Here is a 23,420-nt window from a genome sequence, read left to right on the forward strand (position 1 = left end):
GTGACAGTAGTCCGTAATCGTCACCGTGACGACTACGGCTATGGTTACGACTACGTTTACCGCTACGGTTACGACTACGATTTATCCAAAACGTTCGTAGTTTTGGAATCCACAAACCTCTTAGGAGTCCTTCGCATGTTTAGAACTATGCTCATCGTTCTTTTTTGTACTACGGTGTTGTTCTCACAAGACACTACTTTTGAAATGATCTACAAAATAAAAACGCTAGAAGACAAAGTTAAAATATTAGAAAAGCAGTTAGAACGACTTGAATATTTAGAGTTGCGCGTTTTAGAATTAGAAAAACGCCTTAATGACAAACATGCTGTAGAGCAACCTGTAGAAATACAACCTGTCCCCCCCGTAACTCCACCACAGCAGGGAATCAATGCTATTTGTTCATGGCAATCACGCGGCTCTTATTATTTCTTTAAAGGCAACAAGTACGTCAAGCAAGGAAATCAGGCATCCGCAGCAAAGGCTATTGCCGCAAATTGGAACGGTTTATGGAGCGATGTCGACGCAGCGATCGAATTCAACAATAACAAAATTTACTTTTTCAAAGGTCGTCATTATCGCACTTACGATATGAAGACGTACAAACTAGGTAAAAAGAATAACATCGCTAGTAATTGGAGTGGTTTGTGGAGTAGTGGTATTGATGCCGCTGTGCGTTGGGGAGATAACATATACTTTTTCAAAGGCAGTCAGTATCTTTCCTACAGCATGAAAACCTACAAATCGAGTGCCCCAAAACCCATTGCTGGTAATTGGAGCGGACTTTGGGCAAATGGTATCGATGCCGGTGTCACTTGGAACAATGGCTATATTTATTTCTTCAAAGGATCTGAGTTTATGCGTTACAATCAAAAAACTTACAAGACAGAAGGTCCTTGGCCAATAAGTAGCTGGAAGGGTCTTGACTTCTAGAATACATGCGGGTTGAGAAATGGGGTATTCAAAACGAAATACCCTCGAAATAATTTTCGAAAAATCGCTCGCACTTTACATGAAGTGTGGACGATTTTTTTATGTCTTAGACACTAAACATTCTTCTCTGTCTGAAGTTGTCCACATCCTGCCGCCACATCGATACCTCTTTTTTGGCGGATGGTGTTGGGAATTTGGTAAGAATCTAATATGCGACGGAAACTTTGTATTCGCGAATCTTCGCCTGGAGTTCCCGCATAATCTTTGATGGGGTTTAGTGGAATCAGATTTACGTGAGCGCGAATCCCTTGTAAAAGCTTTCCTAAATCATGCGCATCTTCGCTGCGATCGTTTTCTTCGCGGATCACTGTCCATTCAAAGAAAATGCGTTTTTTCTTGCGTTCGGTGTATTCACGACAAACATTCATCAATTCATCCAAATCCCATCTTTTGCCAATGGGAACCAAGCGATTGCGCTTTGTATCACTTGCGCCATGCAAGCTAACGGCTAAGTTTACGCATAAAGGGTGTTCTATGAGCTTGCGTATTTGTGGTACAACGCCAACGGTGCTCAAAGTGATGTGACGACGTGCAATGGCCAATGCGCGAAAATCAGTAAATATATCGATCGCATCCATGGTGGCATCGAAATTATGCAGTGGTTCTCCCATACCCATGAAAACTATATTACGGATTTTGTGTTTTTCTATTTTTTCCAATAGCATTATCTGGGAAACAATTTCTCCCACAGAAAGATGACGCTTAAATCCCATGTGCCCTGTTGCGCAAAATACACATCCCATTGCACATCCTACTTGGGTGCTTACACAAACAGTGTAGCGTCCGTGGTAATTCATCCACACACTCTCAATGAGTTTTCCATCATGGAGTCGCAAAATATATTTTCGCGTACGCCCGTCTTCACTGTGGATAATAGAGTGCACTTCGGGTAAATCAAGATCAAAGTTATTTAGACGCTCTTTTTTGTTTTTCATGGATATTTGCGAAATACAAGATATCCTTTTTTCATAAATTTGTTCAAAAACAATCCGCGCGTAGTATGTACTATCCAAATGTTCTGCAAGCGCTGCAAATGTAAAATCATATAGGCTTTTTTTATTTTGAGTCATGGCTAAATTTTGCAAAGTATTTTTTTAGTTGTTGTTTTTGTTTTTCGTTGGCATCTTCGAATGTCAAGCATTTTCGCAAATCATCTACGGCCATGTCGTATTGTTGAAGCTCACCATAGAGGATGGCTCGTTTCAAATAACCAGAAAAAGACGATTGTATTCCAATGGCCGTATTATAGTCTTCCATGGCCTTGTCAAAATTACTTATGTGTTTATAACTGTCGCCACGATACAGATAACTTATGTAATTTTGATTATTGATCTGCATCGCGATAGAGCAATCGTTTATCGCATTTACATGATCACTTATCTTTTGATAGCAAAGAGCCCTTTGCAAATATAATTGTTCATTTTGCGGTGTAAGTTGTATTGCCAGAGAGTAGTCTTGTATCGCTTTGCTAAACTCTTTAAGTTCTACATAACAACGTGCGCGGTTACTATAAGCCGGCGCATACTTGTCATTGATTTGCACCGCCGTAGCGTGGTCTGCGAGAGCCTTGCTCCAATTTTTGATATCGGCGTAACAATCTCCACGACTTGTGTAATAATATTCATTCGGGGGACTCATTTTAATCGCTTTTGAAAAGTCAGCGATGGCCTTATCAATTTTCACTTGTATCTTATAACATTCTGCGCGATTCGCATATGCAAAATGAAACTTAGGTTCAATGGTGATGGCTTGTGTGTAGTCGGCGATGGCCTTCGCAAATTCTTTTTTTGTTTGAAAACAAACACCACGATTACTATACGCCTTCACATAGTTCGCATCGATAGAGATCGCCTTTGTGTAATCGACAATCGCTTTGTCAACATCCCCATTGTTGTTATAGCATATCCCTCGACCATTGTAGGCTTGCACGAACTTAGAGTCCAAATCTATGGCCTTTGAAAAATCGGCAATCGCATTGCGGAGATTTCCTTTAAGATACCACCCCTTACCGCGCTCGAAGTAACCCTGCGCTGTTTGCGAATTTACCTCTCCCATAGGAATCCACGCATAGGGAATCACTGTTTTATTCCAAAAAACGCTATGCTGCCCCATCTTAGCGCGAAATTCGCCCACAACTTTGTTAGAACGCGCATCGCGTAAACGTCCTAGTGCCCAGATCACTTTTTCAGCCTCTTCATCATTGAGGTTATCTTCTTTTAGTTGTAGCATTAAGGACTCAACAACATCCAAACCTTTGTATTTAGTATACTTGTCCCCTATTTTCCCCAAAGACTCGATGGCAATGGCTTTTTGCCATTTGTTGCCATATTTCAAATACGGAATCAATATACGCACGATATAACTTTTACTCATGCGTGTGATCTCAATTATGTATTCGTATAACATTCCCGCGGCGGGAGGACTGCTGCTAATCTCTTGCATAATTTCGCGTAGACGTCGAATATCACGTTTACGTTGTTGGTCTTTGTAGTTGTTGACAATAGAAACCAACACTTTCGCTTCTTCTTTGTCTGATAGAATTTCACAACGACGAAAAGACAGTTCGCTAAGGATGTAATTTTTGCCAAGTAAAGCAAGGAGACCTATTTCTCTCTCAATTTCATATAATTCCGTCTTTAAATCGCTGTTGTCAGGGGAGATAATCAACGCCTTCTCCAGCAGCAAACGTGACTTCATATAGTGTTTGATCGACTCTTCTACTTCATGTTCTAACTGTTTACGTGCCGCAGCATCATACTCAGAGTTGGCAAATTTGTCTTTTAAATTTTTTGCATTGACAACTTTACGGATATTTTCTTGGGAACGTTGCCGCAAACTATCTACATAGTTTTGATTTTGAATTATGCGCACGCTAAAAATAGAAACGGATAAAATAACCAAGGACAACAGAAATACGCTCGTGAGTACCACGGCGTTTTTATGCGCTTTTATTTTGCGATTTAGGCGCTGCCGAAAACCAAGGCGTGCTTCGACCATTTCGCCGTTGAGAAGTCGCTCGATATCTTCCGCAAGCGCTTTACCCGTTTGATAACGATGTTTAGGATTTTTCTCCAAGCATTTTAAGCATATCGCCTCGATCCCCATTGACAATTTGGGATTTTTTTTCCGTGGCGGTACGACTTCAAGATACAAAATATTGTAAATGATTCCTGCAGGATCATTTCCAGGTACAGCAGGCTCACCGGCAAGAAGCTCATACATCACCGTCCCCAAAGCATAGATATCTGTGGGCGGTCCAATAAGGCTTTGCTTTCCTTCTGCTTGTTCGGGAGCCATGTAGCGAGGTGTTCCGAGAATTTCCCCACTTTTTGTCACTTCTCCAGAGGGGTGCAAGTCTTTTGCAAGTCCAAAATCCATGATAACCGGAAGTTTCGTATCCTCGTCTAACATGATATTCGCTGGTTTTAAGTCGCGATGAATGATACCGTTATTATGGGCATAGTCTATCGCAAGTGCTACTTGGCGAATAATTTCAATTGACTTGCGAAATGAAAGCGCTTTTTCGATGTTTAAGGTTCTTAAGGAGTGTCCTTTGATGTAGTCCATCACAATATAATTTTGTTTTTCGATGGTTCCCACATCGTATACGGAAGCAATACTTGGATGGTGGAGTTTGGCCATTAATTTCGCTTCGATAAAAAATCGTTTTCGCTGTTTGGGAGATTCCACATCAGCATGCATCACTTTAATAGCGACTTCTCTCTCTAATTCAGGATGAAATGCTTTGTAGACCTTCCCCATTCCACCGACGCCAATCACTTCAATGATTTCGTATGGGCCAAATTTTTTATGGGTCTTTTGCTCTAAAGCATTGGTTTTACGTATGTGGGGTCGTGAAAGAGGAGTTATTTCAATAATTTCCGTATCATAAATGTCCACTAACGGAATGATCGAACTTTCAGCACTTGGTTTTAGGTCAAGCATCGTGACGCTAACATCAGACGTTTGAAATTTTTTATCATCGACCTGAGATTCTAACAAGTTGTGATATGCTTCAATACATGTCTCATCCATTTTTGCGGATAGTTTCACTAGAATTTCTCGTGCTCGCTGATAATCAGAGTCTATTTTTAGTGCTTGTTTAAAACTGGCAATCGCGTCTCGGTATCTATTTAACTTAACGAGTAACATTCCTTTTCTTGTGAAAGAGGAAGGTGATGGGTATAGTTTAATCATCTCATCAACAACCTTTAGGGCTTTTTCCCAGGAACGCGTGCTGACGAGTTTATCGCGTTTTTTTCTTAGAGCTGCCAGTCGATTAAAAGTTTTTTCCATACAACATCCTAATTTAAGCCTATAAACACTCCTAATTTTTCACAGAGCTAGAAATCCAACCCGTATCATCATTATATCCTGTATCTTAAAGTATTTAAAGTAATTAATAAAATATCATTGCGTAAAGTTTGGTACGGTTGCCGCAACGAATTTGGTAGTTAACATACACTATGTAAGCCACACATATGAAATATTGTCATTTGAATCCGAGCCCGAACCCGAGCCCGAGCCCGAGCCCGAATTTTTTTTACTTGAGCGCAAAGATGGAAAAATCTTTGTATTTCGGGATCGGGATCGGGATCAGGATCGGGATTGTTTACTCGTAGAACACATCATATTTGTACTAGCAATTACCTACGTGTTGTGCTATCATAAAATCATAATATAGAAACCTTATCAGGAGAATGTGGTGTGAACAGTGAATATACCTGGAACATGAATGTAATTTGCGTTGATGCCGAAGAGGAAACTTTAAAATTATACAAAAAGGTACTTTCTAATTCTGCCAATCAACTCGGACCATCTATAACAACAAAGTGGAGCTCTGCATCACAAGATCAAAACTATGCGGTATACCCTGCAATGTCAGGTAAAGCGGCAATAAGAACTGCCTTAGAAGCCAAAACAAATGCACAAGATCTTGCTGTGGGATTTTTCGACGTAGGTATGAAAGGCGAAATGGATGGAATCAATACCATCGAAGAAATTAAACGAATTTTCCCTTCATTGTTGTGCGCGATTGTTACAGATGAGACTAGCATAGATGTTTCAGCAGCAGTTAGAAATTCTTTCGAATCTCAAGATGAGTGGTTGTACATCAAGAAGCCTTTTAGCGAAGAAGAATTGATGCAAACTGCATGTAACTTAGTTGTGGCATGGAACCTACGCCGCGAACAGCTACGTACGATGGAAAAGATCAAAAAACAACAAAATAACGTACAGCGTGTTTTGTTTATTACCCCTTCGTTGTTCCATACACAAACATATGAAGAGTTGTGTGCCACCACTGTTAGGGAAGCATGCGAAATTGCGGGCAGTAACCATGCGTTTCTTGCCATGCGTCAAGAAGGACAGATGAGTTTCAAAGAAGGTAGCGGTAAATTCAATGTAAAGACCGAAGAAGAAAAAGCACAAGTCATTAAAGTTTTGACAACCCCCTCCATGTGGGATAAAGGTTGTTTATTGACCATTTCTTTGGCAGAAAATCCGCTGGGAATCTTATTTATAGACGACCTATCTTCACAAAGCGAAGGAACGGAAATGCTGGAGTTATTTGTCACACAAGTGGCTTCTGCCTTCGAAAATATACAGAGACAACAAGAAAAAGAAAAACAAAAGGCCCACGAGCAAGAACTCATCATTGGGACAAAAATACAACGCAGTCTACTTCCCAAAGAACGTCCACAAAGCGACGACATTGAACTATATGGTCTCATGCAGAGTGCAAAAGAAATCGGCGGGGACTACTTTGACTATTTCTACCGCGAAATTCCACCGGACAAAGTAACCGATGATATTTTTGTAAGCGTAGGAGACGTTGCAGGAAAAGGGGTTGCTGCGGGTCTTATCATGAGTGAAGTGCGTTCCTTTATCCGTGCTCTTAACCCATTTTACAGCTCTACAAAAGAAATTATGGATCAATTATCCCGTTTACTGGAGAAGGATATCAAAGGGACAGGACGATTCATGAGTCTTCTTCTGATGCTTTGGGATTCCAAAAACAAATATTTTAAATTTACATCTGCAGGGCACGAACACATTATCCATTACGTTGCCAAAGAAGGTAAATGCACAGTGTCTAAAGCCGGAGGTGTTGTTCTCGGTTTGAAGCACTCCCTAGTGAGCACCCACTTAAAAGAACAAAAACTCACCATTGACAAGGGGGATGTCATTATTCTGTTCACAGATGGAACTACGGAATCGATGAAGAATAACGATTCCAGTAAAATGTTCGGTCTAGAACGAATGGTAGAGCTCACCGTAGACTATGCCAAACTTTCCGTAGATAAAATTCTCAACAACATATACAACGATATCTTCGAGTTTATCGAAGATGGCGAACAAAGTGATGACATTACGATGGTTGCTATTAAGAGAAAGTAGAACAATAAAATGCAGTTTCATACGATAGAAGATTTCAAAGATAAGTTACAAAACCAAAAAGTATTTGTACGCGTGGACACCAACACCACTCTCGAAAACGGAGAGATGCCGTTAACATCACGAATAGAGCAAGCTTTGCAGACAATTAATAAACTGACAGGCTATGGTGCGGCAGTGGTGGTCGGTGCTCACAACGGCCGCAGTGGCGAAACTAGTTTTGTATCTCTTGGCCCATTGTTTTCTATGCTGCAAAAACAAAATCCCAGTGTGCCGAAAATGATATGCCCGGGTAATACTTACGATAGCGAATACGAAGGTTTAAACAACGCAGCCAGAGACACAATTAAAAATCTACAATCAGGTGAAATACTTGTTTTAGAAAACTTGCGTTTTCTGAAAAATGAAACAGCAAAAATGAGTATAGACGATTTCGCACAGCAAAAATTCGTACTGGACTTACTCGATAGTGGTGTTAGTCACTATGTACTCGATGGGTTTTCCGTGGCACACCGCGCACATATGTCCATTGTTGGTTTTTCGAAAGTTCCCAATATGGCAGGTCTTGCCGTCGAAAAAGAGTTAAAAGGCGCTGCGAAAATCAAAGAATTATTGGCACAAAATCAAACAGGTGATGGACGTGTTACGTTTATATTTGGTGGAGCGAAAATACAAGACTATTTTCAGCTCATGGAAAGTGCTTTAGAAAACAAAAGTGTGAGTAAAATTCTTCCTGGCGGATTGTTTTCCTCTATTTGCTTAATAATAAATGGCTACGACTTAGGGCAACCAAGTCGCGTTCCCTTAGAGAAAAAAGATTCCAAAGGAAAATCGACCTTAGACTATCAAGAAACTTTACAAAAACTCATGGAAAAACATCCCGATGTTTTTGTAATGCCCGAAGATGTGGCATACTTAATTGATGGAAAACGCGTGGAATACGCTATTGATGAAATTCCACAAGAAGCACGAGAAAAAGGTGCAGTACTTGACATAGGAGAAAAAACCATCCTTAAGTACAAACAAGTATTGCAGGAAAGCAACATGGCTTACTGGAAAGGACCCATTGGCGCATTTGATATCAATCCACTTTTCGCAAAAGGTTCACAAGAAGTTTTGCAGTTACTGAAAGAGAATAAACAAATCTTTTCGGTTATGGGTGGTGGAGATACAGGACAAATGCTCAGTAAGTTTGATACACTACCCAGTGAATTAAGCTATGTCAGCCTTTCTGGAGGAGCTCTCATCCAGATACTTGCGGGAAATGATTTGCCCGGTATTGCGGCACTAGAAAAAAGTTATAAGGCTAGTTAGACATTTTTTCACAGAAAAGCAAAGGCTTTCGCCATGTTTAGTGAAACAACACAGTTGCTTATATTGTTGGCAATATTTTTCTTTATAATGGTGCCTATTACCATCGCCAAGCGCGGAGACAACATTGTTGCTAAATTTTTGTTTCGAACGATATTCTTTCCATTTTATTTGATTCGATGGTGGTTACGAAAAAAAGAAATTGAACGTCGTAGGCGCAACTACGAAATTTTAGGACAATATGTTGCGCTTCTCGGAAACAACTCCGCGACTTTGGGTTTCTTTCGCGAACTGATTGAAAAAGGAATCAAAGAAGAGGAGCTAGAAAAACTTATCCAAGCCAACCTACAAAAGATGAAGGATTTTGATGAGGGTAAGAAAAAGGAAGCCATTCGCAGTAAACTAGAAGAAGAAATGCAGATGCGCGAGTTAGCTCAAGAGCAACAAACGATACTAAGCGAAGCAAAAATGAGTCTAGAACAAATAAAGTTTCGAGAACAATTGTTAGACGGTTTGTATCAAAAAATTCGCAGAAAATATGGACTGTAAAGGAGTTGCTATGAGTAGTAATAGTTTATCAATCCAATGCACGGGAAAAGACCTTTCTCTTTCTGAAAGAGACTTCTTTGAGAGTTTGGGTAGACAAATTACCAAAGGAGAAAAAGAAATACCGTGGAAAAACAAAAAAAAGTACAAAGTAGAAGTTAGTAAAAAAGCGCAAGACTACGTACTACGATTAATCGATGTAAAAGCGGATCGCGAAATAGAACGTTTGAGACTACATTCTACCAAAAGTTTGATGGATTTAGAAACGCGCTTGTTGACAGATTTAGCTCGGTCTATTGAAAAATACAGTTTACAAGCAGCACTAGATATCCAAAAAGATTTCAAAGACGCCCAAGCGCTCGCGAAACAGATTGATCCCGATGACGATGAATTCAACGAAGGTTACCTCAAAGATATCCGTAATGTGGCACTCGAAAATGTAAAGAACATATCGCGGATCAAAGAGCGCAATTCATAAACAAATACTAAATCATACTCACAAACAGCCCTTGTAGACGAATTACAAGGGCTGTTTGCGTAAATTTTCTGGGAAATGTTATGTCTATTTCACTACTCGAAAACGAAAAAATACTCAAAATGACATGCCCACATCCTCTGTCCATGCTACATATCTATCTCAATTGGTTGTATATTGCATGCGTAGGGATTGCTTTTATTGCAATGCGCGGACATGTCGAAGAATGGATTTACTATCTTCCTTTGGGAGAAAAATTTTCTACGCAGCTTTTTTTCTGTGTATGGGCTGGCTGCTTATTGCTTCCATCGTTAATCTTGTCCTTTTATCGCATCAATTGGTCATGGTTAGGTTTAGGCCTATTGCTTTCTATCCTAGGCGGTGTTTTTACCTATCATCATCATCAAATTGCCGCAAGTATAAAAGGATTTATCTACAGCTCCTACTACATACACTCCGTAGCCGCTTTTATCTACAGTTACTTTCCACTTCCCATTGCCTCGGAACAACTGTTCGCTGAAAAGGAACTCGCCAATCACATGTTGATGATCGTAGGGTTTATTGGTTTGTGCACAAGTAATAGCTATCGTAAAAGCCACAAATACTATCTAACAAACCGACGTATTCTCGTACACTTTGGGTTTATCAGCGTCAAACAACGTGACACGATGTACAGCAAAGTAGACGATATGATTATCCAACAAGGTGTCTTGGGGCGCATCTTCGACTTCGGTACCATTATTCCCATATCTGCTTCGGGCATGGGGACAGGAAGTGACCATGCTTTTGCGGCGATGGGAATCGAAGGAAAACTTCCGATGGGACCCACGATGACCGTTTCCGTTGGCGGTGGACGCAGTGTTACCATTCCGCGAGCTCCCAGTTTTTACTCTCTTTACGGAGTCGCCGACCCCGAAGAAACAAAAAAAATTATGTTAAAAGAAATGGAACAACGCGAATACGGACACACCAGACGGCGCAAGATCGCCGAAATGGAAAAACAGCTTGAGTCTATGAAGGAAGAATACAACCAATAATTCGGGAACTTGCAATGCAAAAAATACACAACGGTGCTGCGATCATTATCACCAACAACAGTTGTTCAAAATTTTTTATACAACGCAAAGACGATACATATCCGTTAAAAGAGTGCCGTGGTTGTATTTCTCTTTTTGGCGGTGCTTGCGATGATGACGAAGATAGCGAGACAACCATTGCCCGAGAGCTCGCCGAAGAACTCGTTTTAGACAACATCAAAATAACACCCAAATTATGGCGTAATTTTCGTCTACATGGCAACCAGTTTGCTAATACCTACGAAATCACTGTGTTCACGTGCTTTTTAACTGACGAGGTCTTCGAAGAGTTAGCAAAGCAAATTGTTAGACCACAGGTTGTTTTAGAGGGGCTTGGCGAAATTGTAACGCGAGAACAACTTTGCAAGTGGAGTAAAGACACCAGCAAATTTTTTGCCTCTTTAGATGTTGTTATCGACGAGTTTTTACAACAACATTAAATTCAAATTGTTACAAGTAACAAAAAATCATACCATGATAATTATTAACTTGCTATAATATGCCAAAATCAAAATGATAAGTCCAATTTTAAGGGGTACTTATATGACCAGAGTTTATTTAGTGTTGTTGGTATTATTGTCTTCGCTTTTTGCTGATCAACTTCCTAAAGTTCATTTTAGTGTAAAGAATTTCCCACAAATGGATGTGTGGCAAGAATACCTGGGAGATACGTCTTACATCACATATGAACATGATAGCAGTACAGAAACAAAAGCTTACAATTACAGTGCCAACATGAACAAAGCTATGTTGCCAGCTATTTTTAATGATGACCGTAGCAACTTCAATGGAAATTTTTCTTCTTTTTCGAGTACAAACAACGTTCGTTTACTCGAAGCACTTCTCGCAAAAGGTTATCACCTACAAGTTTATGTACACCACGCGGACTCTGCAGCAGAATATACCATCGTTGGCTATGACCGTCAACAACAGCAGTTTACCGTAAGAAACGGGGCACAAAAAGAACAAAAGTTTGCGTATGACAACTTTGATATTCGCTACGCACAAGTCAAATCGGAAAGTCTGCAACGCACCTGGCACGTATCACGTATTGGTGATGATGCTATGGTACTTCAAAGTGCCAAGGTAGAAGCAAGCTCTATTGCAGATGCCCTACAAAAAAGTAACATACTGCAAGGACGCATTTTCTTGCAACTCGTTACAGATTCCACAGAGGATTTCCCTGTACATATCAGTGGCTGGGGAGGCGAAACGCAATTTGAGCAACCAATTCAATTTAGTGGAACTAGTTATGGTACTTTAGCAGAGAGAATTGTCACCATTTATATCTCGGATCAAAGCGCCACAGGATGCCATATGACGCGTTACACCGTAGGTGGAAAAGGCGATGGCTATAGTGAATCTGTCATTTCCGGTGAGGTATACTGCAACTCACAAAATCCAACAGCCATCAACAAAGCGGCGGGATTAGTACAATTTGCACTGCGGTGTAAAGTACGCAAAAATGCTCCCAAACCTTGGTGGGTAAAAGCACAAATTTACTACCGCCTATTCACTCCAGATGGAAAATAGTTTTTTAAAAACAACATAGAAAAACTATTTTACTGAATAAAATCGCCCATAAGGATACGAAAATTATCCTCAATGGGCGTCAACATTGCCTATTTAGCCACACCAATACTATTCTTATCCCAACAAAACTTATGCGGTTTGTTTATAACGTTATTCACAGCAAAACAAAGTTAGTGTAGGACAGAAAATGCAAGTTACAACAGAACATGGTATTCTCATCGTTACTTTTACCGAAAGTAGTCTCAACGAACTCATTATCAACACGTATCTACATAAATTACTAACCATAGAAAACTATTTTGCCGTAGTACTTGACATGCAAAATGTCGTACACATTAGCCCAGGTGCGCTAAAAGTTTTTGCAACAATGACAAATAGCTGTTGTGACAACCTCTCGATCGTAAGCGTTGACGAACATCTCATCAATATATTTAAAATCCATGGTTGTTATACACACAAAATTTTTTTTAATGACATATCACAAGCCCGCAACGTTTTACGCAACAAGCAAGTGGACCTCAACGCCGAGACGATAAAAAACACGCTGTCAAGTTCCATCACAATCACGGATTCTTCACAATTGGATCAATATTCACCGACAGTTATTGTAGAACATTCTGTCGAAGACCAAGCAATGAGTAACAATGAAACGATCTGTGCACAAGCAGATGATTTACAACAGTTATGGAAATCTTATGCAGATGATGTGAAAAACCCGTCATTAACTCACAAAGGCAAGCGCTCTATTGATGTAAATTTCTTTTCAGATAACAATGAAGATAGAACAACCTTTCACAATGACCAAACAGTGGTACCTGGTCATCTAAACAAACCGCGATTTTCTTGCGATACAGAAATCGCGCGTGGAGGTATGGGCGTTATATTCAAGGGCTATCAAAACAACCTTCAACGTGAAATTGCCATTAAAAAACTCATTGCAACTCTCAAAAACAAACAAGATAAAAAAAATATGTTTCTATCGGAATCCATGACCACCGCTTACCTTGACCACCCAAATATTGTTCCCGTGTATGACCTTGAACAACAAAACGACGAAATACACCTTGCAATGAAACTCATCAAAGGAACCTCTTGGGCAAAAATCATACAGGAGTATAACGTCGAAAAGAATTTACAAATTTTACTCCAGGTATGCAATGCCATTGCTTTTGCACATAGCAAAGAAATTATCCATTGTGATTTGAAACCTGAAAACATCATGATAGGGCAATTTGGGGAAATAACAGTGATGGACTGGGGAGTTTCCGTAAGTATGATAAAATCATCTGTTGCTCCACACAAAGACGAAGTAACCACTCCGATGGGAACACCTATTTACTTCTCTCCTGAGTTGGCAAACGGCAAAGGAAGCGAAATTGGACCGTGGACAGATGTGTACCTACTAGGGTCTATCTTATACGAAATTTTGACTGGGCACGCTCCACATCGCGCAAAGACTATTTTTTTGACTTTCTGTTCCGCAGGAGAGGGCAAGATTCCCGAATTTCCGGAAACAGCTCCACGAAAACTCGTGGAGATATGTCGAAAGGCATTAGATCCGTCTCCAAAAAAACGTTACCCAAATGTGCTTTCTTTGCAAAAGGATATTGAAGACTACTTACAGCACAGTAAAAGTATTTTGCTCACAGAGCAGGCACAGAAAAACATTTCGCAGTGTAAAATAACAGATGCAAATGCCTATGATGTGTTTACAGAAGCATACTTTGATTTTCAACAGGCGTTAAAGCTATGGAGTGAAAATACCGTAGCACAAAAAGGAAGAGAACAGGCGTGTTTGCAGCATGCCCGTGCGGCGATGAACAGAGAAGAATTTAACTTAGCCGAAACTCTTTTGCAAAAATTACATGATACAAATACCAAAAAAACCAAACTATACGATGAAATACAAAATGCCAAGAGTCTTAAAAAAGGACTTGATATCGCGCAAAAACTTTTCAAGTTAAGTTTGTTTTTCCTGTGCGTTCTCGTCATAAAATTCGTGCTGATGCCCTTTGAAGATGAAGCAATGAGCGATATCATTTTAAATCAGGTGCCCACCGAATTACGCATATCCATCGCCCTTTTTTTTGGGACATTTTGCTATTGTTTTTACCGCAGTAAATTGAGTTTTACTGCCAACATACGCATTAGTATTATTTTTCAGATTACAGGGTGCTTTTTACTTTTTATTGGCATATTTTTAGCAAATTTCCCTGATGATTTTCCCGCTGTTGGTATTTTTCCACCTGTGTTATGGATAGCTCTCATTAACATATTAATACCATACACATGGAAAGAAGCTTTCGCAGCGCAGGTGCTTGTGTTGGCTTCCCTAGGAGTAACAATTTTATATTTCTCCCCAAACTTACCACCCAACAAAATATTTAGCACTTTCATTTCGCAAATGGTCCTAGTGTCTATTGTTTCTGTACTTTTACGCGCAAAAAAATAAAGACTTTGTACAATGACACTACTGTTTATGATGCGGTAAAGTGGAATTGATTCCACTTTGTTCTCTGCAACTACAAAACAAAATGGCTTTGCAATTCTGACCGTAAGTGATAACTGTACAACACTTTCTACGACCAAGTTGTACAATCCCAACAGCAAGTTGAAGTAGTTTCATTTTAATAAAACAACAGCGAGCTGTTGGGTACGGTCATCTATAACTCTAAACGCATCATAACATCACCGCGTTGGTAGTGTCCTTGCTTGTTCATATCCATCACAAAACCCAAACGACGATAGAGATTTGTTGCGGGAATTAACTTGGAGTTTGTTTCGAGCACCACCGCTTTTGCTCCTAACTCTCTTGCGCGATCTATTGCCGCAAGCGCAAGTTTTTTTCCGATTTGCTTTCCCTGAGCCTTTTCATCAACTCCCATTTTGGCCAATTCAAAACAATCTTCACTTTCTTTTAACAGCGCACATGTTCCGACGATTTCACCGTTGTATTCTGCCATGAAGATGTGGCCTCCACATTTAAGTATTTCTGTTTCAGGATTGGTAAGAACCTGATAATCGAGATCTTCCACATGGAAGTACTTTTCAATCCAACGCAGATTTATATCACGGAAATAATCTTTGTGCTGCGCTTTGTAATCGATTATATTTACTGAATCAAGCTGACTTTGCTTTTCCTCTTCGCAAAATCTTTCCACTAAACCTTTCTGGGCCATGCTTTCCTCCATTCTTTTTAAAACATCAATGACATCGTATTCAATTTCCATAATATACTTATGAACACTGCTCTCTAAATTTCGCCATATGGGTTGTAATTTAGGGTATAGCTGTTTTCCTTTTTCCGTCAGGGATATCATGCGTTTGCGCTTGTCTTTTTTGCCCGTTTGTGAGCAGATAAGATCTTTTTTCTGCAAACCTTTCAACATATGATTGACCGCAACATGACTCACCCCCAATTTCTTTGAGATCTCCGTAACGGCAATCGGTGAATAATGATACAAAGTATAAAAGCAAGTGAACCACCGCGGTTCAAAATCTACATTCTGTTTTTTATAGATAGTGGTAACATCTTGCATAATGCAGTCACTTAATCTCTTTAAACGACTCCCTAAAGCAAGTACATGTAGTTCATTCATTATGTCCATTTTTATTCACCTTTATGTGCGTGGTATCAGTGCTTCTGCAAATTAAATTAGTATATTACGTAACTAATTACATAATATACTACAGAGTTAGTCAAGAAAAAATTGAATAATTTTTGGAAGGTTGATATTTGCTGGTGAATTAAGGGATGGAATTCGTTTTCATATTGGTGCCCTCACCATCGAATTTAAGGTTTTAGCTTCGCTAAAAGCCTTAATTCTCATGCCTCTCCCACAGGGAGAGGCGTAATGCGTCTCTTTTGTAAAAAACAAAATTCACTTGAGTTGCGGGATGCTAGGTGCAGCGTTACTATCTTTATACAATACGGCGGTGTATGCGGCAGCACAACATAACACAAATGGAAGCAAATTTAGACGTGTTACGCCTCTCCCGTGGGAGAGGCATGAGACTTGTTGCTTTCAACGAAGCTGAAATCTACAAGTCGATGGTGAGGGCACCAATCCGAAGAAAGAACCCCTAATCTTAAACGAATCCTAACCTACTTTTGCTGACGGATCGCCTCTTCCAACTGGGGTATTTCTTTGCGCAATCTCGCCGATTCCACATGCCCCAATTTTACAGCGCTTTTCCAATCGCTCAATGCTTGCCTGAATTTAGTTTTTTGTATGTACAATCCCCCACGTAAATAATAGCCTTCGGCATTTTGGGGATCGTCGCGCAAAGCTCTGCTGTAATCACTCAGCGCCTTATCCATTTTTCCCGCCAATTGAAAAAGAATACCTCGTGATAAACGCGTGTTGGCATCGCGTGAATTCAATTTTAAAGCTTTTGTGTAGTAATGCACCGCTTTTGCACTATTGTTTTTCATTTGATATATGACACCCGTCGCGGTATAAGCCAGGTAATTGTCTGGCTCAATGCGCATAGCGTGTTGGTAATCGCGAAGTGCGAAAGACAGTTGTTTTTGTAGTCGGTATACATAACCACGATTGATGTAATAATAATAAATACTCGGTTTGATACTAATTGCCGTAGAATAGCTTTTTATGGACGCGTCTAATTTACCTTGCCTTTCGAGTAACTCACCTTGTGTTGCATACGCACGATGATACTCGCCATTGAGAGCGATCGCCTTTTTTAAATCACTCGCTGCTTGTGCATAGTCTTTAGCAACCATATACAATCTACCGCGATTGTGATGCGCCTGATAAAAACGCGGATTCAAAGCCAGAGCCTTTGTATAATCAGCAATCGCTGCGTTATGGTCTTCTAGCTCTTCGTGTATTCTACCGCGATTGTAGAATGCGCGTGCATATCCAGAATTAAGACGGATAGAGGTGTTGTAGTCATCCAGAGCCTTGGGGTACTCTTTTGTCTTTTCGTATAGTAGAGCGCGATTATAGTAACTAAGCGGTGACCCAGGGTCTTTCGCAATCACATTATTGTAGTCAATAATCGCTTGGCGAATATCTTCTTTGTCTCCGGTCTGTCCAAGCACTAGTCCGCGGAGAAATTCATATTCTTTTGCGGTTTTTAACTGTGAAGATTGTTGGAAAATTCTCTTGAGTGGTTTCAAGAAATGCATATCGAAAAACAACTCGTGGTGATCTTCACTATGACGCGCATAATCCAGCGCTTCGATCATCGCGCGATTCAAGTGCTTCAACTCTTGATTCGTCGTTTGTAGTTGCGCTTCTTTACTTTCCAATTTTTCATATGCAATCACTAAAAATACACTAAATCCAAAGACCGTTGTGATGAAAATGGCAAGAAAACTAAATAACAACATATGTTGTTTGATCATGGTGGATAATGTGTCCCATTTGGTGTATTTTCGCGCGAGTATCGGACGTTTGTGTTGGTAATTCTTTAATTCCTGGTCTAATTGCCGGAAGCTTTCGTAGCGCCGCGCTGGATTACGCGAAAGAGCCTTAAGACAAATGGCTTCGAGATAAGGACAAACTTCGGGATTCAACTGATGGGGAGGAATAGGAGGTTTTTCTAAGATCTGTACAATAATATTTATGTTAGTAGTTCCTTGGTACACCGTGCGCCACGTCAACGCTTCATAAAGCGTTGCCCCAAATGAATAAATATCACTGCGCTTGTTGGGGTTACCTTGCAACTGTTCAGGTGCCATATAATAAGCAGTTCCCAGCGCCTCTCCTGTATTTGTCAAATCGTCTTGGGCATGAATATTTTTTGCCAGTCCGAAGTCGAGTAACTTTGCCTGCCCTTCTTTTGTGACAATAACATTGGCAGGTTTTATGTCGCGGTGTAAGATTCCACTACGATGTGCGTGTTCACATGCCTGGCAGATTTGCCGCAAAATCGTCACTAAAAAATTTGGCTTCATGCGTCGGTCTTTAATCAAATTTGACAGAGGTAAACCATGAATGTATTCCATCGTGAAATGCAGTTGTGGAAAATCGCCAAATTCATAAAATCTGACGATATTCGCGTGGTTTAATTGCGCAACGGCTTGCGATTCTTTTAGAAAGCGTTCTCTGTCTCCCAAATCTTTGTTCATAATGACTTTCAATGCAATGACTCTTTGCATTTGCGGATCGTAGGCTTCGTACACAATTCCCATACCACCACGCCCGAGTTCGCGATTGATCAAATAGCGACCAAAATAACTTCCTTTGTTTAAAGAAGAATAGGCATCCTGCTCACGGGCATAGAAGCCTTTTTTCACATCAAAACGCGTTGTTTTATCTGAATCTTGTTGTGGAGATTTCACAGGGTTCTTTCTAAAATAGGTAGCAGCGATAGTAAATATTGACTTTTTATTTTACGGTAAAAAATCTCTTTTACAAGACACAAATTGCGTGCTAGTATCTTTGTAACTATCTATTTCCGTGGTTATGTTGGGGAAAATTTATGAAAACGAACTGGAAAATACTCAAGGTGTTTCTGTCTTCTACCTTTAAAGATCTAGAACTCACCCGTGATCGCTTGGCGAATATTTTTGAAACCATCGAACGTACGATCCTCAAAAGATCATTGACCATACGCCCTTATGATTTGCGCTGGCGCGATCGCCATTCGGATGAACCGATTGTCGAGTGGTGTATACGCATGGTACGCCAGTGCGACTATTTTATCGGGATTTTGGGAAATCGCTATGGATGGCGTCCTCCCTACCGCGCCGATGGAAAAGAAAATACCATCAATATTTCGATGACCGAAATGGAGATCAAAGAAGCTCTGGCGACGATCCCCCGCGAAAACCGTTTTTTTTGTTTCACTTCATTTCAAGATATCGAAGACGAAAACGAGGAAGACATCAAGGCCATGGAAAAACTCAAGGAATTCTTGCGCAGCAAAAAAGAGACGATCTTTGAGTGTGATAGTTTAGAACAACTCATGCAGTGCATCGAACAAAAATTCACCGAAACTGTCGACGCTCAGTTTCCACCTGACGTTATTGTTACCGCAGAACAACTCAGTCGTTTAGAAGCACTAGATGAATTTATAGAGGAAAAACTCAAAGGCTTCGTGGGTCGCCAAAAAGATATTGAAGATTTGTGCAACTTTGCGGTCGGCGAAGAACGTGCCAACTATCTCGTGGTAAACGCGGTCGCTGGAACGGGGAAGTCGGCTCTAATGGGTAAGTTTATGCGCCACATCGATGAGCAAAAAAACATGGTGCGTATCGCGCATTTTTTAAGTATAGATGGTGGGGCACGCGAAGTGAAAGAAATTCTATTGTCTCTAGTTGACCAACTACACAGCAACCAAATCATTACTGAAGAACCGGAAAGTGAAATAAAATCTCTGCGCAACCAACTGCAAGAAGCGCTGGAAAACTATGACAAGCAACTACTCCTCATTATCGATGGTATTGACGAGGTAGAAGAAGACGGTCGCTCTCTTTTCTGGCTACCACGCAATTTACCACAGAATATCCGCGTCGTAGTCACCACAAGACCAGTGGACACTCTAGAGGTTCTTAACACCTACCCATTTGTACAAACAAAACACTTGGAAGTTTTACATGAGCGCGATATTGCTCAAATCATTGACAACTACATGAAGGAACACCAATTACAATACAATGAACAAGATCGCGAAATACTACAAAAAAATTGTGCGGGTAACCCTCTTTATCTAAAAGTGGGACTTGATGAATTGCGCGCTTCGGGAACTTCGGTAGCGCAGTTGGCCATGACTGTCGATGCTTTATTTCATCAAATATTGAATCGCCTAGAAGAGAAATATCAGCAAAAATTTGACAAGACGGGTGTCGGTGTTTCGGCAAAAGAGTTTTTTGAAAAGTACCTGGGGTTTATTGCCGCAGGTAGAACCGGTGTTTTGGAAAAAGAACTACAAGACATTCTAAAAATAGGTGATGACTTGCTTTTGCCTATTAGTAAATCATTGAGTAACTTTATTATTACCCGCAGTGGCTTTCTAAACTTTTTCCACCCTGAGTTTGAGCGTACGATAAAAGCACGCATTGGCAAACAAAAAATGCGTGGTATGCATGAAGAATTGGCAACCTATTTTTCTCACAAAGGACTTGATTATGTACGCTCATTAGATGAACTTCCTTATCAACTTCAGTGGAGCGAGCAATACTCCGAATTGCTAAAACTACTCACCTCCATCGTGTTCCTAGAGGGTAAAGGTCAACGTAACCTCATACAGGGCTTACGCGAAGATTTCCGTTTAGCACTGGACAATCAAGTTGTTGCCGTTCCCGAAAATTGTCGTGTAGAAATTTCTCCTGATATTTGCGTAGATAGAAACACCATACGTCTAATGTACAAGGCTTTAGAAATAGACTTTCACCTCCTACAACAACAACCACAGAGTATTTTTCATTGTTTGTGGAATCGCTGTTATTGGCATGACTGTCCCGAATTGGCGCAACGCTATCAACTAGAAATTTCCTCTGTAGAAAAAATGTACAAACTCGCCGAGAAATGGCGTCGCGAAATAACACCGCGAAAGTTATGGTTGCGCAGTTTGCGCCCGTTGCCCCAGAGGATGGACTCGGCGATCATGAGTACTTTGCGCGGTCACAGTAAACCCATTCAACAAATTCACATACACAAACACAAAGCCGCCTCTGCCGGACAAGATCACAGCGTAAAAATTTGGGATCTCAAAACAGAAATATGCCTATTTACCTTAAAACATCGCCACCAAGTAAATAGTGTGAACTGGCATCCACAAGGAAATTACCTCGCTTCGGCAGCCGAAGATGGTTGTGTCAAAATATGGAATGCACAAACAGGAGAAGAGATCCATAATTGGGACCACACCGGTAGTGTGAGTTCCGTAAAATGGAGTCACGATGGTTCCTATATTGCCAGTGGTTCTCGCGACGGTCAGGTACGCGTATGGAGCTTGGACAAAAAAGAAATCATTGCGACTTTAGAGGGACACAAAGGTGGCGTTTTCTGTGTCGATTGGCATCCGGATGATGATTTGATCGCCTCTGCGTCAAAAGACCGCAATATCAATATATGGAAGTGGCAAGAACAACAATGTGTTGCGGTTCTTCGTGGTCACAGCGAACGAATTTTTTCCGTGTCTTGGAGTCATGATGGCTTGTACTTGGCTTCTGGAGCACATGACAATGAGGTACGTATTTGGGATTTTACCAAAGAAAAATGCACCGCCACTTTTCGCAACCACACCAATGTCGTGAACGACGTACAATGGCATCCGCAAAAAAACGTTTTGGCTTCTGCTTCCCAGGACAAGACCATACGTATTTGGGATATCGAAAGCGGAGAGCAACTCTCTTGTTTAGAAGGCGCGGATGGGAAAATCGGCTGCGTTGCCTGGACAGCGAACAATGATTTAATTTCCGGCGGCGACGACCACTTAATTCGTTTGTGGAATCCCAAAGTGGCGCAATTCACCATTCCCTTTGAAGAACAACACACCAAAATTAGAACCATCGCCTGGCATCCCAAGGGAACGCATGTCGCTTCTGTGCTAGAAAACGGTCACGTGCAAATTTGGGACGTAGAGAAGGCCAAAATATTTTGTACTCTGCGCACAGCCCCCCAAACCTTCGACGCGGTTTGGATTGATGACGAACAACTCGCTACACTAGATACGGACATTACTGTTTGGCTCTGGGAAAAACAACGACGCGAAGAGCAACTCGAATTCCAAAGCAACAAACAACTATTTCAAAAATGGAAATCGTGTACGGTAGTCAGTGGTACTCACGCGGTACAAGAAGAACCACAAAGCACTCTTGTGATGTGCGACGAGGGAAAAATGAGCTACTTTCCGGCTCCACTTAGTCACGCAGTATGCCTAGAATCTGGTTACTTGAGTGGCCATTCGCAGGCGTATTTGTACCTTTTTGAGATTATGAAGGAAAGTTTCGCTAGCGAATAGAATTTGTAAGAACTGACATTTCGATTGCTTATTCACTTAACTCTTTGTACAATGAAAATATAATTAGGGGCTGTCATCAATTAATGAAATATACAGATTTTAAAACACACGCTAGGTGTCATCCCGCACTTGATGCGGGATCCACGAATAAAATTAGAAAGCTGTAAAAAATAAAGAATTCTTATTTCTAAAAATATTTCTTCTTATTTTTGGTATTTTTATTTGTTAACTTGGATCCCTGCTTTCGCAAGGATGACACGAGAACGAAACAAATTTTCTAATTCATCACACGCCTGATATAATCTCAACATCAAATCTAGATTTTGAAAGATAACATATGAAAATACCAAAAATACTATGTATTTCGATGCTTCTGTTTGTCTTACCCCAAGCAGTTTTTGCTGAGATTATCTTTATTGACGACTTTGTTGGATTTTCAAATGAAATATCCGATCAACAAACCTTCACCATCGATTTTGAATCTGGTAATTTACCTACATTCAATGACCCAAACTCTTCTCAATCAGTGAATATCAATGCGCTAAACAATATTAGAGGAAACGGTTTCGGAACAGCCCCCGCAAGTGGAGCTTTGCAGGGAGGAGTAAATCGTAATGACAATTCAACAAGAATTATTACCTTTACATTTTCAGAAGAAGTAAATTCTTTTGGACTCTCCATCGGAGACATGTTTGATGCTCCAGGAACCTTTCGATTAACTACGAACACAGGCATTACTTTTCTCGACGCAACAGCCTTTTTTCCTAATGGAGGAACTGGTCAGGTTACGGATACCATCACAGGATCAACCTTTACCGGGGGTAATGGGCTACACGTTTTTTTTGGCGTTACCGATAGTAATCCGTTTAACTCTGTCACATTAACACACATAGATGCCCCAGGAAATGCGGCAGACAACTTTGTCATTGACGACGTCGTCGTGGGTACCGCTGTGCCAGAACCATCGACATACATACTGCTATTTGTATTGGCAGTAGGTGCTTGGTTTTACAAAAATAAGAAAGCAGTGTATGCGAAAGAAAGTACGAATTAAAAGACCTCATAATGCCCATCTAATAGGAGACATCAAAAAATTTGGTATCTCCTATTAGTTTCGTCTACCAAATACACGATTGTTCCCGCCAAAATTCACATCA

The 23,420-nt window shown here is 40.6% G+C and carries 15 protein-coding genes; 11 read left to right on the forward strand and 4 right to left on the reverse strand.

Annotated features, from left to right (window positions below):
• Positions 1-930: a hemopexin repeat-containing protein gene (locus UABAM_RS06650; RefSeq protein ID WP_173013169.1), complete on the forward strand. Its 930-nt coding sequence runs from the start codon at positions 1-3 to the stop codon at positions 928-930.
• 113 nt (positions 931-1,043) lie between these two features.
• Here the strand turns inward: UABAM_RS06650 and rlmN are convergent, their stop codons facing one another.
• A complete protein-coding gene (rlmN, locus tag UABAM_RS06655) occupies positions 1,044-2,060 on the reverse strand; it encodes a 23S rRNA (adenine(2503)-C(2))-methyltransferase RlmN (protein ID WP_151967226.1) in 1,017 nt (338 codons plus the stop codon).
• Entirely contained in the window at positions 2,047-5,286 is a 3,240-nt protein-coding gene (locus tag UABAM_RS06660; RefSeq protein ID WP_151967227.1) for a protein kinase domain-containing protein, read from the reverse strand. Before UABAM_RS06660 ends, rlmN begins: the two co-directional genes overlap by 14 nt.
• Positions 5,287-5,697: 411 nt before the next feature.
• Here UABAM_RS06660 and UABAM_RS06665 point away from each other — a divergent pair, with 411 nt between their 5' ends.
• The 8 genes from UABAM_RS06665 to UABAM_RS06700 all read left to right on the forward strand — a co-directional run bounded on the left by UABAM_RS06665 (position 5,698) and on the right by UABAM_RS06700 (position 14,779).
• Entirely contained in the window at positions 5,698-7,389 is a 1,692-nt protein-coding gene (locus UABAM_RS06665; RefSeq protein WP_151967228.1) for a SpoIIE family protein phosphatase, read from the forward strand.
• Positions 7,390-7,398: 9 nt separating this feature from the next.
• Positions 7,399-8,700: a phosphoglycerate kinase gene (gene pgk / locus UABAM_RS06670; protein ID WP_151967229.1), complete on the forward strand. Its 1,302-nt coding sequence runs from the start codon at positions 7,399-7,401 to the stop codon at positions 8,698-8,700.
• 33 nt (positions 8,701-8,733) lie between these two features.
• Complete coding sequence (locus tag UABAM_RS06675) at positions 8,734-9,246, forward strand: hypothetical protein (RefSeq protein WP_151967230.1); 513 nt, start codon at positions 8,734-8,736, stop codon at positions 9,244-9,246.
• A gap of 10 nt (positions 9,247-9,256) precedes the next feature.
• Positions 9,257-9,721 carry a hypothetical protein gene (locus UABAM_RS06680; protein ID WP_151967231.1) on the forward strand — a complete coding sequence of 155 codons (465 nt, stop codon included), beginning with the start codon at positions 9,257-9,259 and terminating at the stop codon, positions 9,719-9,721.
• Between the two features lie 80 nt (positions 9,722-9,801).
• The gene (locus UABAM_RS06685) at positions 9,802-10,755 is read left to right on the forward strand and encodes a PH domain-containing protein (protein WP_151967232.1); all 954 of its coding nucleotides are present in this window, start codon (positions 9,802-9,804) and stop codon (positions 10,753-10,755) included.
• Between the two features lie 14 nt (positions 10,756-10,769).
• Complete coding sequence (locus UABAM_RS06690; RefSeq protein ID WP_151967233.1) at positions 10,770-11,234, forward strand: NUDIX domain-containing protein; 465 nt, start codon at positions 10,770-10,772, stop codon at positions 11,232-11,234.
• Positions 11,235-11,337: 103 nt separating this feature from the next.
• Positions 11,338-12,327 carry a hypothetical protein gene (locus UABAM_RS06695; protein WP_151967234.1) on the forward strand — a complete coding sequence of 330 codons (990 nt, stop codon included), beginning with the start codon at positions 11,338-11,340 and terminating at the stop codon, positions 12,325-12,327.
• A 187-nt stretch (positions 12,328-12,514) separates the two neighbouring features.
• Positions 12,515-14,779, forward strand: coding sequence for a serine/threonine-protein kinase (locus UABAM_RS06700; RefSeq protein WP_151967235.1), 2,265 nt, complete (start codon positions 12,515-12,517; stop codon positions 14,777-14,779).
• Between the two features lie 211 nt (positions 14,780-14,990).
• Here the strand turns inward: UABAM_RS06700 and UABAM_RS06705 are convergent, their stop codons facing one another.
• Together UABAM_RS06705 and UABAM_RS06710 are read right to left on the reverse strand one after the other, a co-directional pair.
• The gene (locus UABAM_RS06705) at positions 14,991-15,935 is read right to left on the reverse strand and encodes a bifunctional helix-turn-helix transcriptional regulator/GNAT family N-acetyltransferase (protein ID WP_151967236.1); all 945 of its coding nucleotides are present in this window, start codon (positions 15,933-15,935) and stop codon (positions 14,991-14,993) included.
• Between the two features lie 497 nt (positions 15,936-16,432).
• The gene (locus UABAM_RS06710) at positions 16,433-18,637 is read right to left on the reverse strand and encodes a serine/threonine-protein kinase (RefSeq protein ID WP_151967237.1); all 2,205 of its coding nucleotides are present in this window, start codon (positions 18,635-18,637) and stop codon (positions 16,433-16,435) included.
• Between the two features lie 140 nt (positions 18,638-18,777).
• Between UABAM_RS06710 and UABAM_RS06715 the strand changes: the two genes are divergently transcribed.
• Positions 18,778-22,263, forward strand: a complete 3,486-nt coding sequence (locus UABAM_RS06715) for a WD40 domain-containing protein (protein ID WP_151967238.1) — start codon at positions 18,778-18,780, stop codon at positions 22,261-22,263.
• Positions 22,264-22,600: 337 nt separating this feature from the next.
• The gene (locus tag UABAM_RS06720) at positions 22,601-23,317 is read left to right on the forward strand and encodes a PEP-CTERM sorting domain-containing protein (protein WP_151967239.1); all 717 of its coding nucleotides are present in this window, start codon (positions 22,601-22,603) and stop codon (positions 23,315-23,317) included.
• The last annotated feature ends 103 nt before the right edge of the window (positions 23,318-23,420 follow it).

This window comes from Candidatus Uabimicrobium amorphum (genome assembly GCF_009002475.1).
Taxonomy (GTDB): domain Bacteria; phylum Planctomycetota; class Uabimicrobiia; order Uabimicrobiales; family Uabimicrobiaceae; genus Uabimicrobium; species Uabimicrobium amorphum.

What these genes read in the sequence shown, in the direction of transcription:
- rlmN (WP_151967226.1), bottom strand. Translation starts at nt 2,060, where the DNA reads ATGACTCAAAATAAAAAAAGCCTATATGATTTTACATTTGCAGCGCTT.
- UABAM_RS06660 (WP_151967227.1), bottom strand. Translation starts at nt 5,286, where the DNA reads ATGGAAAAAACTTTTAATCGACTGGCAGCTCTAAGAAAAAAACGCGAT.
- pgk (WP_151967229.1), top strand. Translation starts at nt 7,399, where the DNA reads ATGCAGTTTCATACGATAGAAGATTTCAAAGATAAGTTACAAAACCAA.
- UABAM_RS06675 (WP_151967230.1), top strand. Translation starts at nt 8,734, where the DNA reads ATGTTTAGTGAAACAACACAGTTGCTTATATTGTTGGCAATATTTTTC.
- UABAM_RS06680 (WP_151967231.1), top strand. Translation starts at nt 9,257, where the DNA reads ATGAGTAGTAATAGTTTATCAATCCAATGCACGGGAAAAGACCTTTCT.
- UABAM_RS06685 (WP_151967232.1), top strand. Translation starts at nt 9,802, where the DNA reads ATGTCTATTTCACTACTCGAAAACGAAAAAATACTCAAAATGACATGC.
- UABAM_RS06690 (WP_151967233.1), top strand. Translation starts at nt 10,770, where the DNA reads ATGCAAAAAATACACAACGGTGCTGCGATCATTATCACCAACAACAGT.
- UABAM_RS06695 (WP_151967234.1), top strand. Translation starts at nt 11,338, where the DNA reads ATGACCAGAGTTTATTTAGTGTTGTTGGTATTATTGTCTTCGCTTTTT.
- UABAM_RS06700 (WP_151967235.1), top strand. Translation starts at nt 12,515, where the DNA reads ATGCAAGTTACAACAGAACATGGTATTCTCATCGTTACTTTTACCGAA.
- UABAM_RS06705 (WP_151967236.1), bottom strand. Translation starts at nt 15,935, where the DNA reads ATGGACATAATGAATGAACTACATGTACTTGCTTTAGGGAGTCGTTTA.
- UABAM_RS06715 (WP_151967238.1), top strand. Translation starts at nt 18,778, where the DNA reads ATGAAAACGAACTGGAAAATACTCAAGGTGTTTCTGTCTTCTACCTTT.
- UABAM_RS06720 (WP_151967239.1), top strand. Translation starts at nt 22,601, where the DNA reads ATGAAAATACCAAAAATACTATGTATTTCGATGCTTCTGTTTGTCTTA.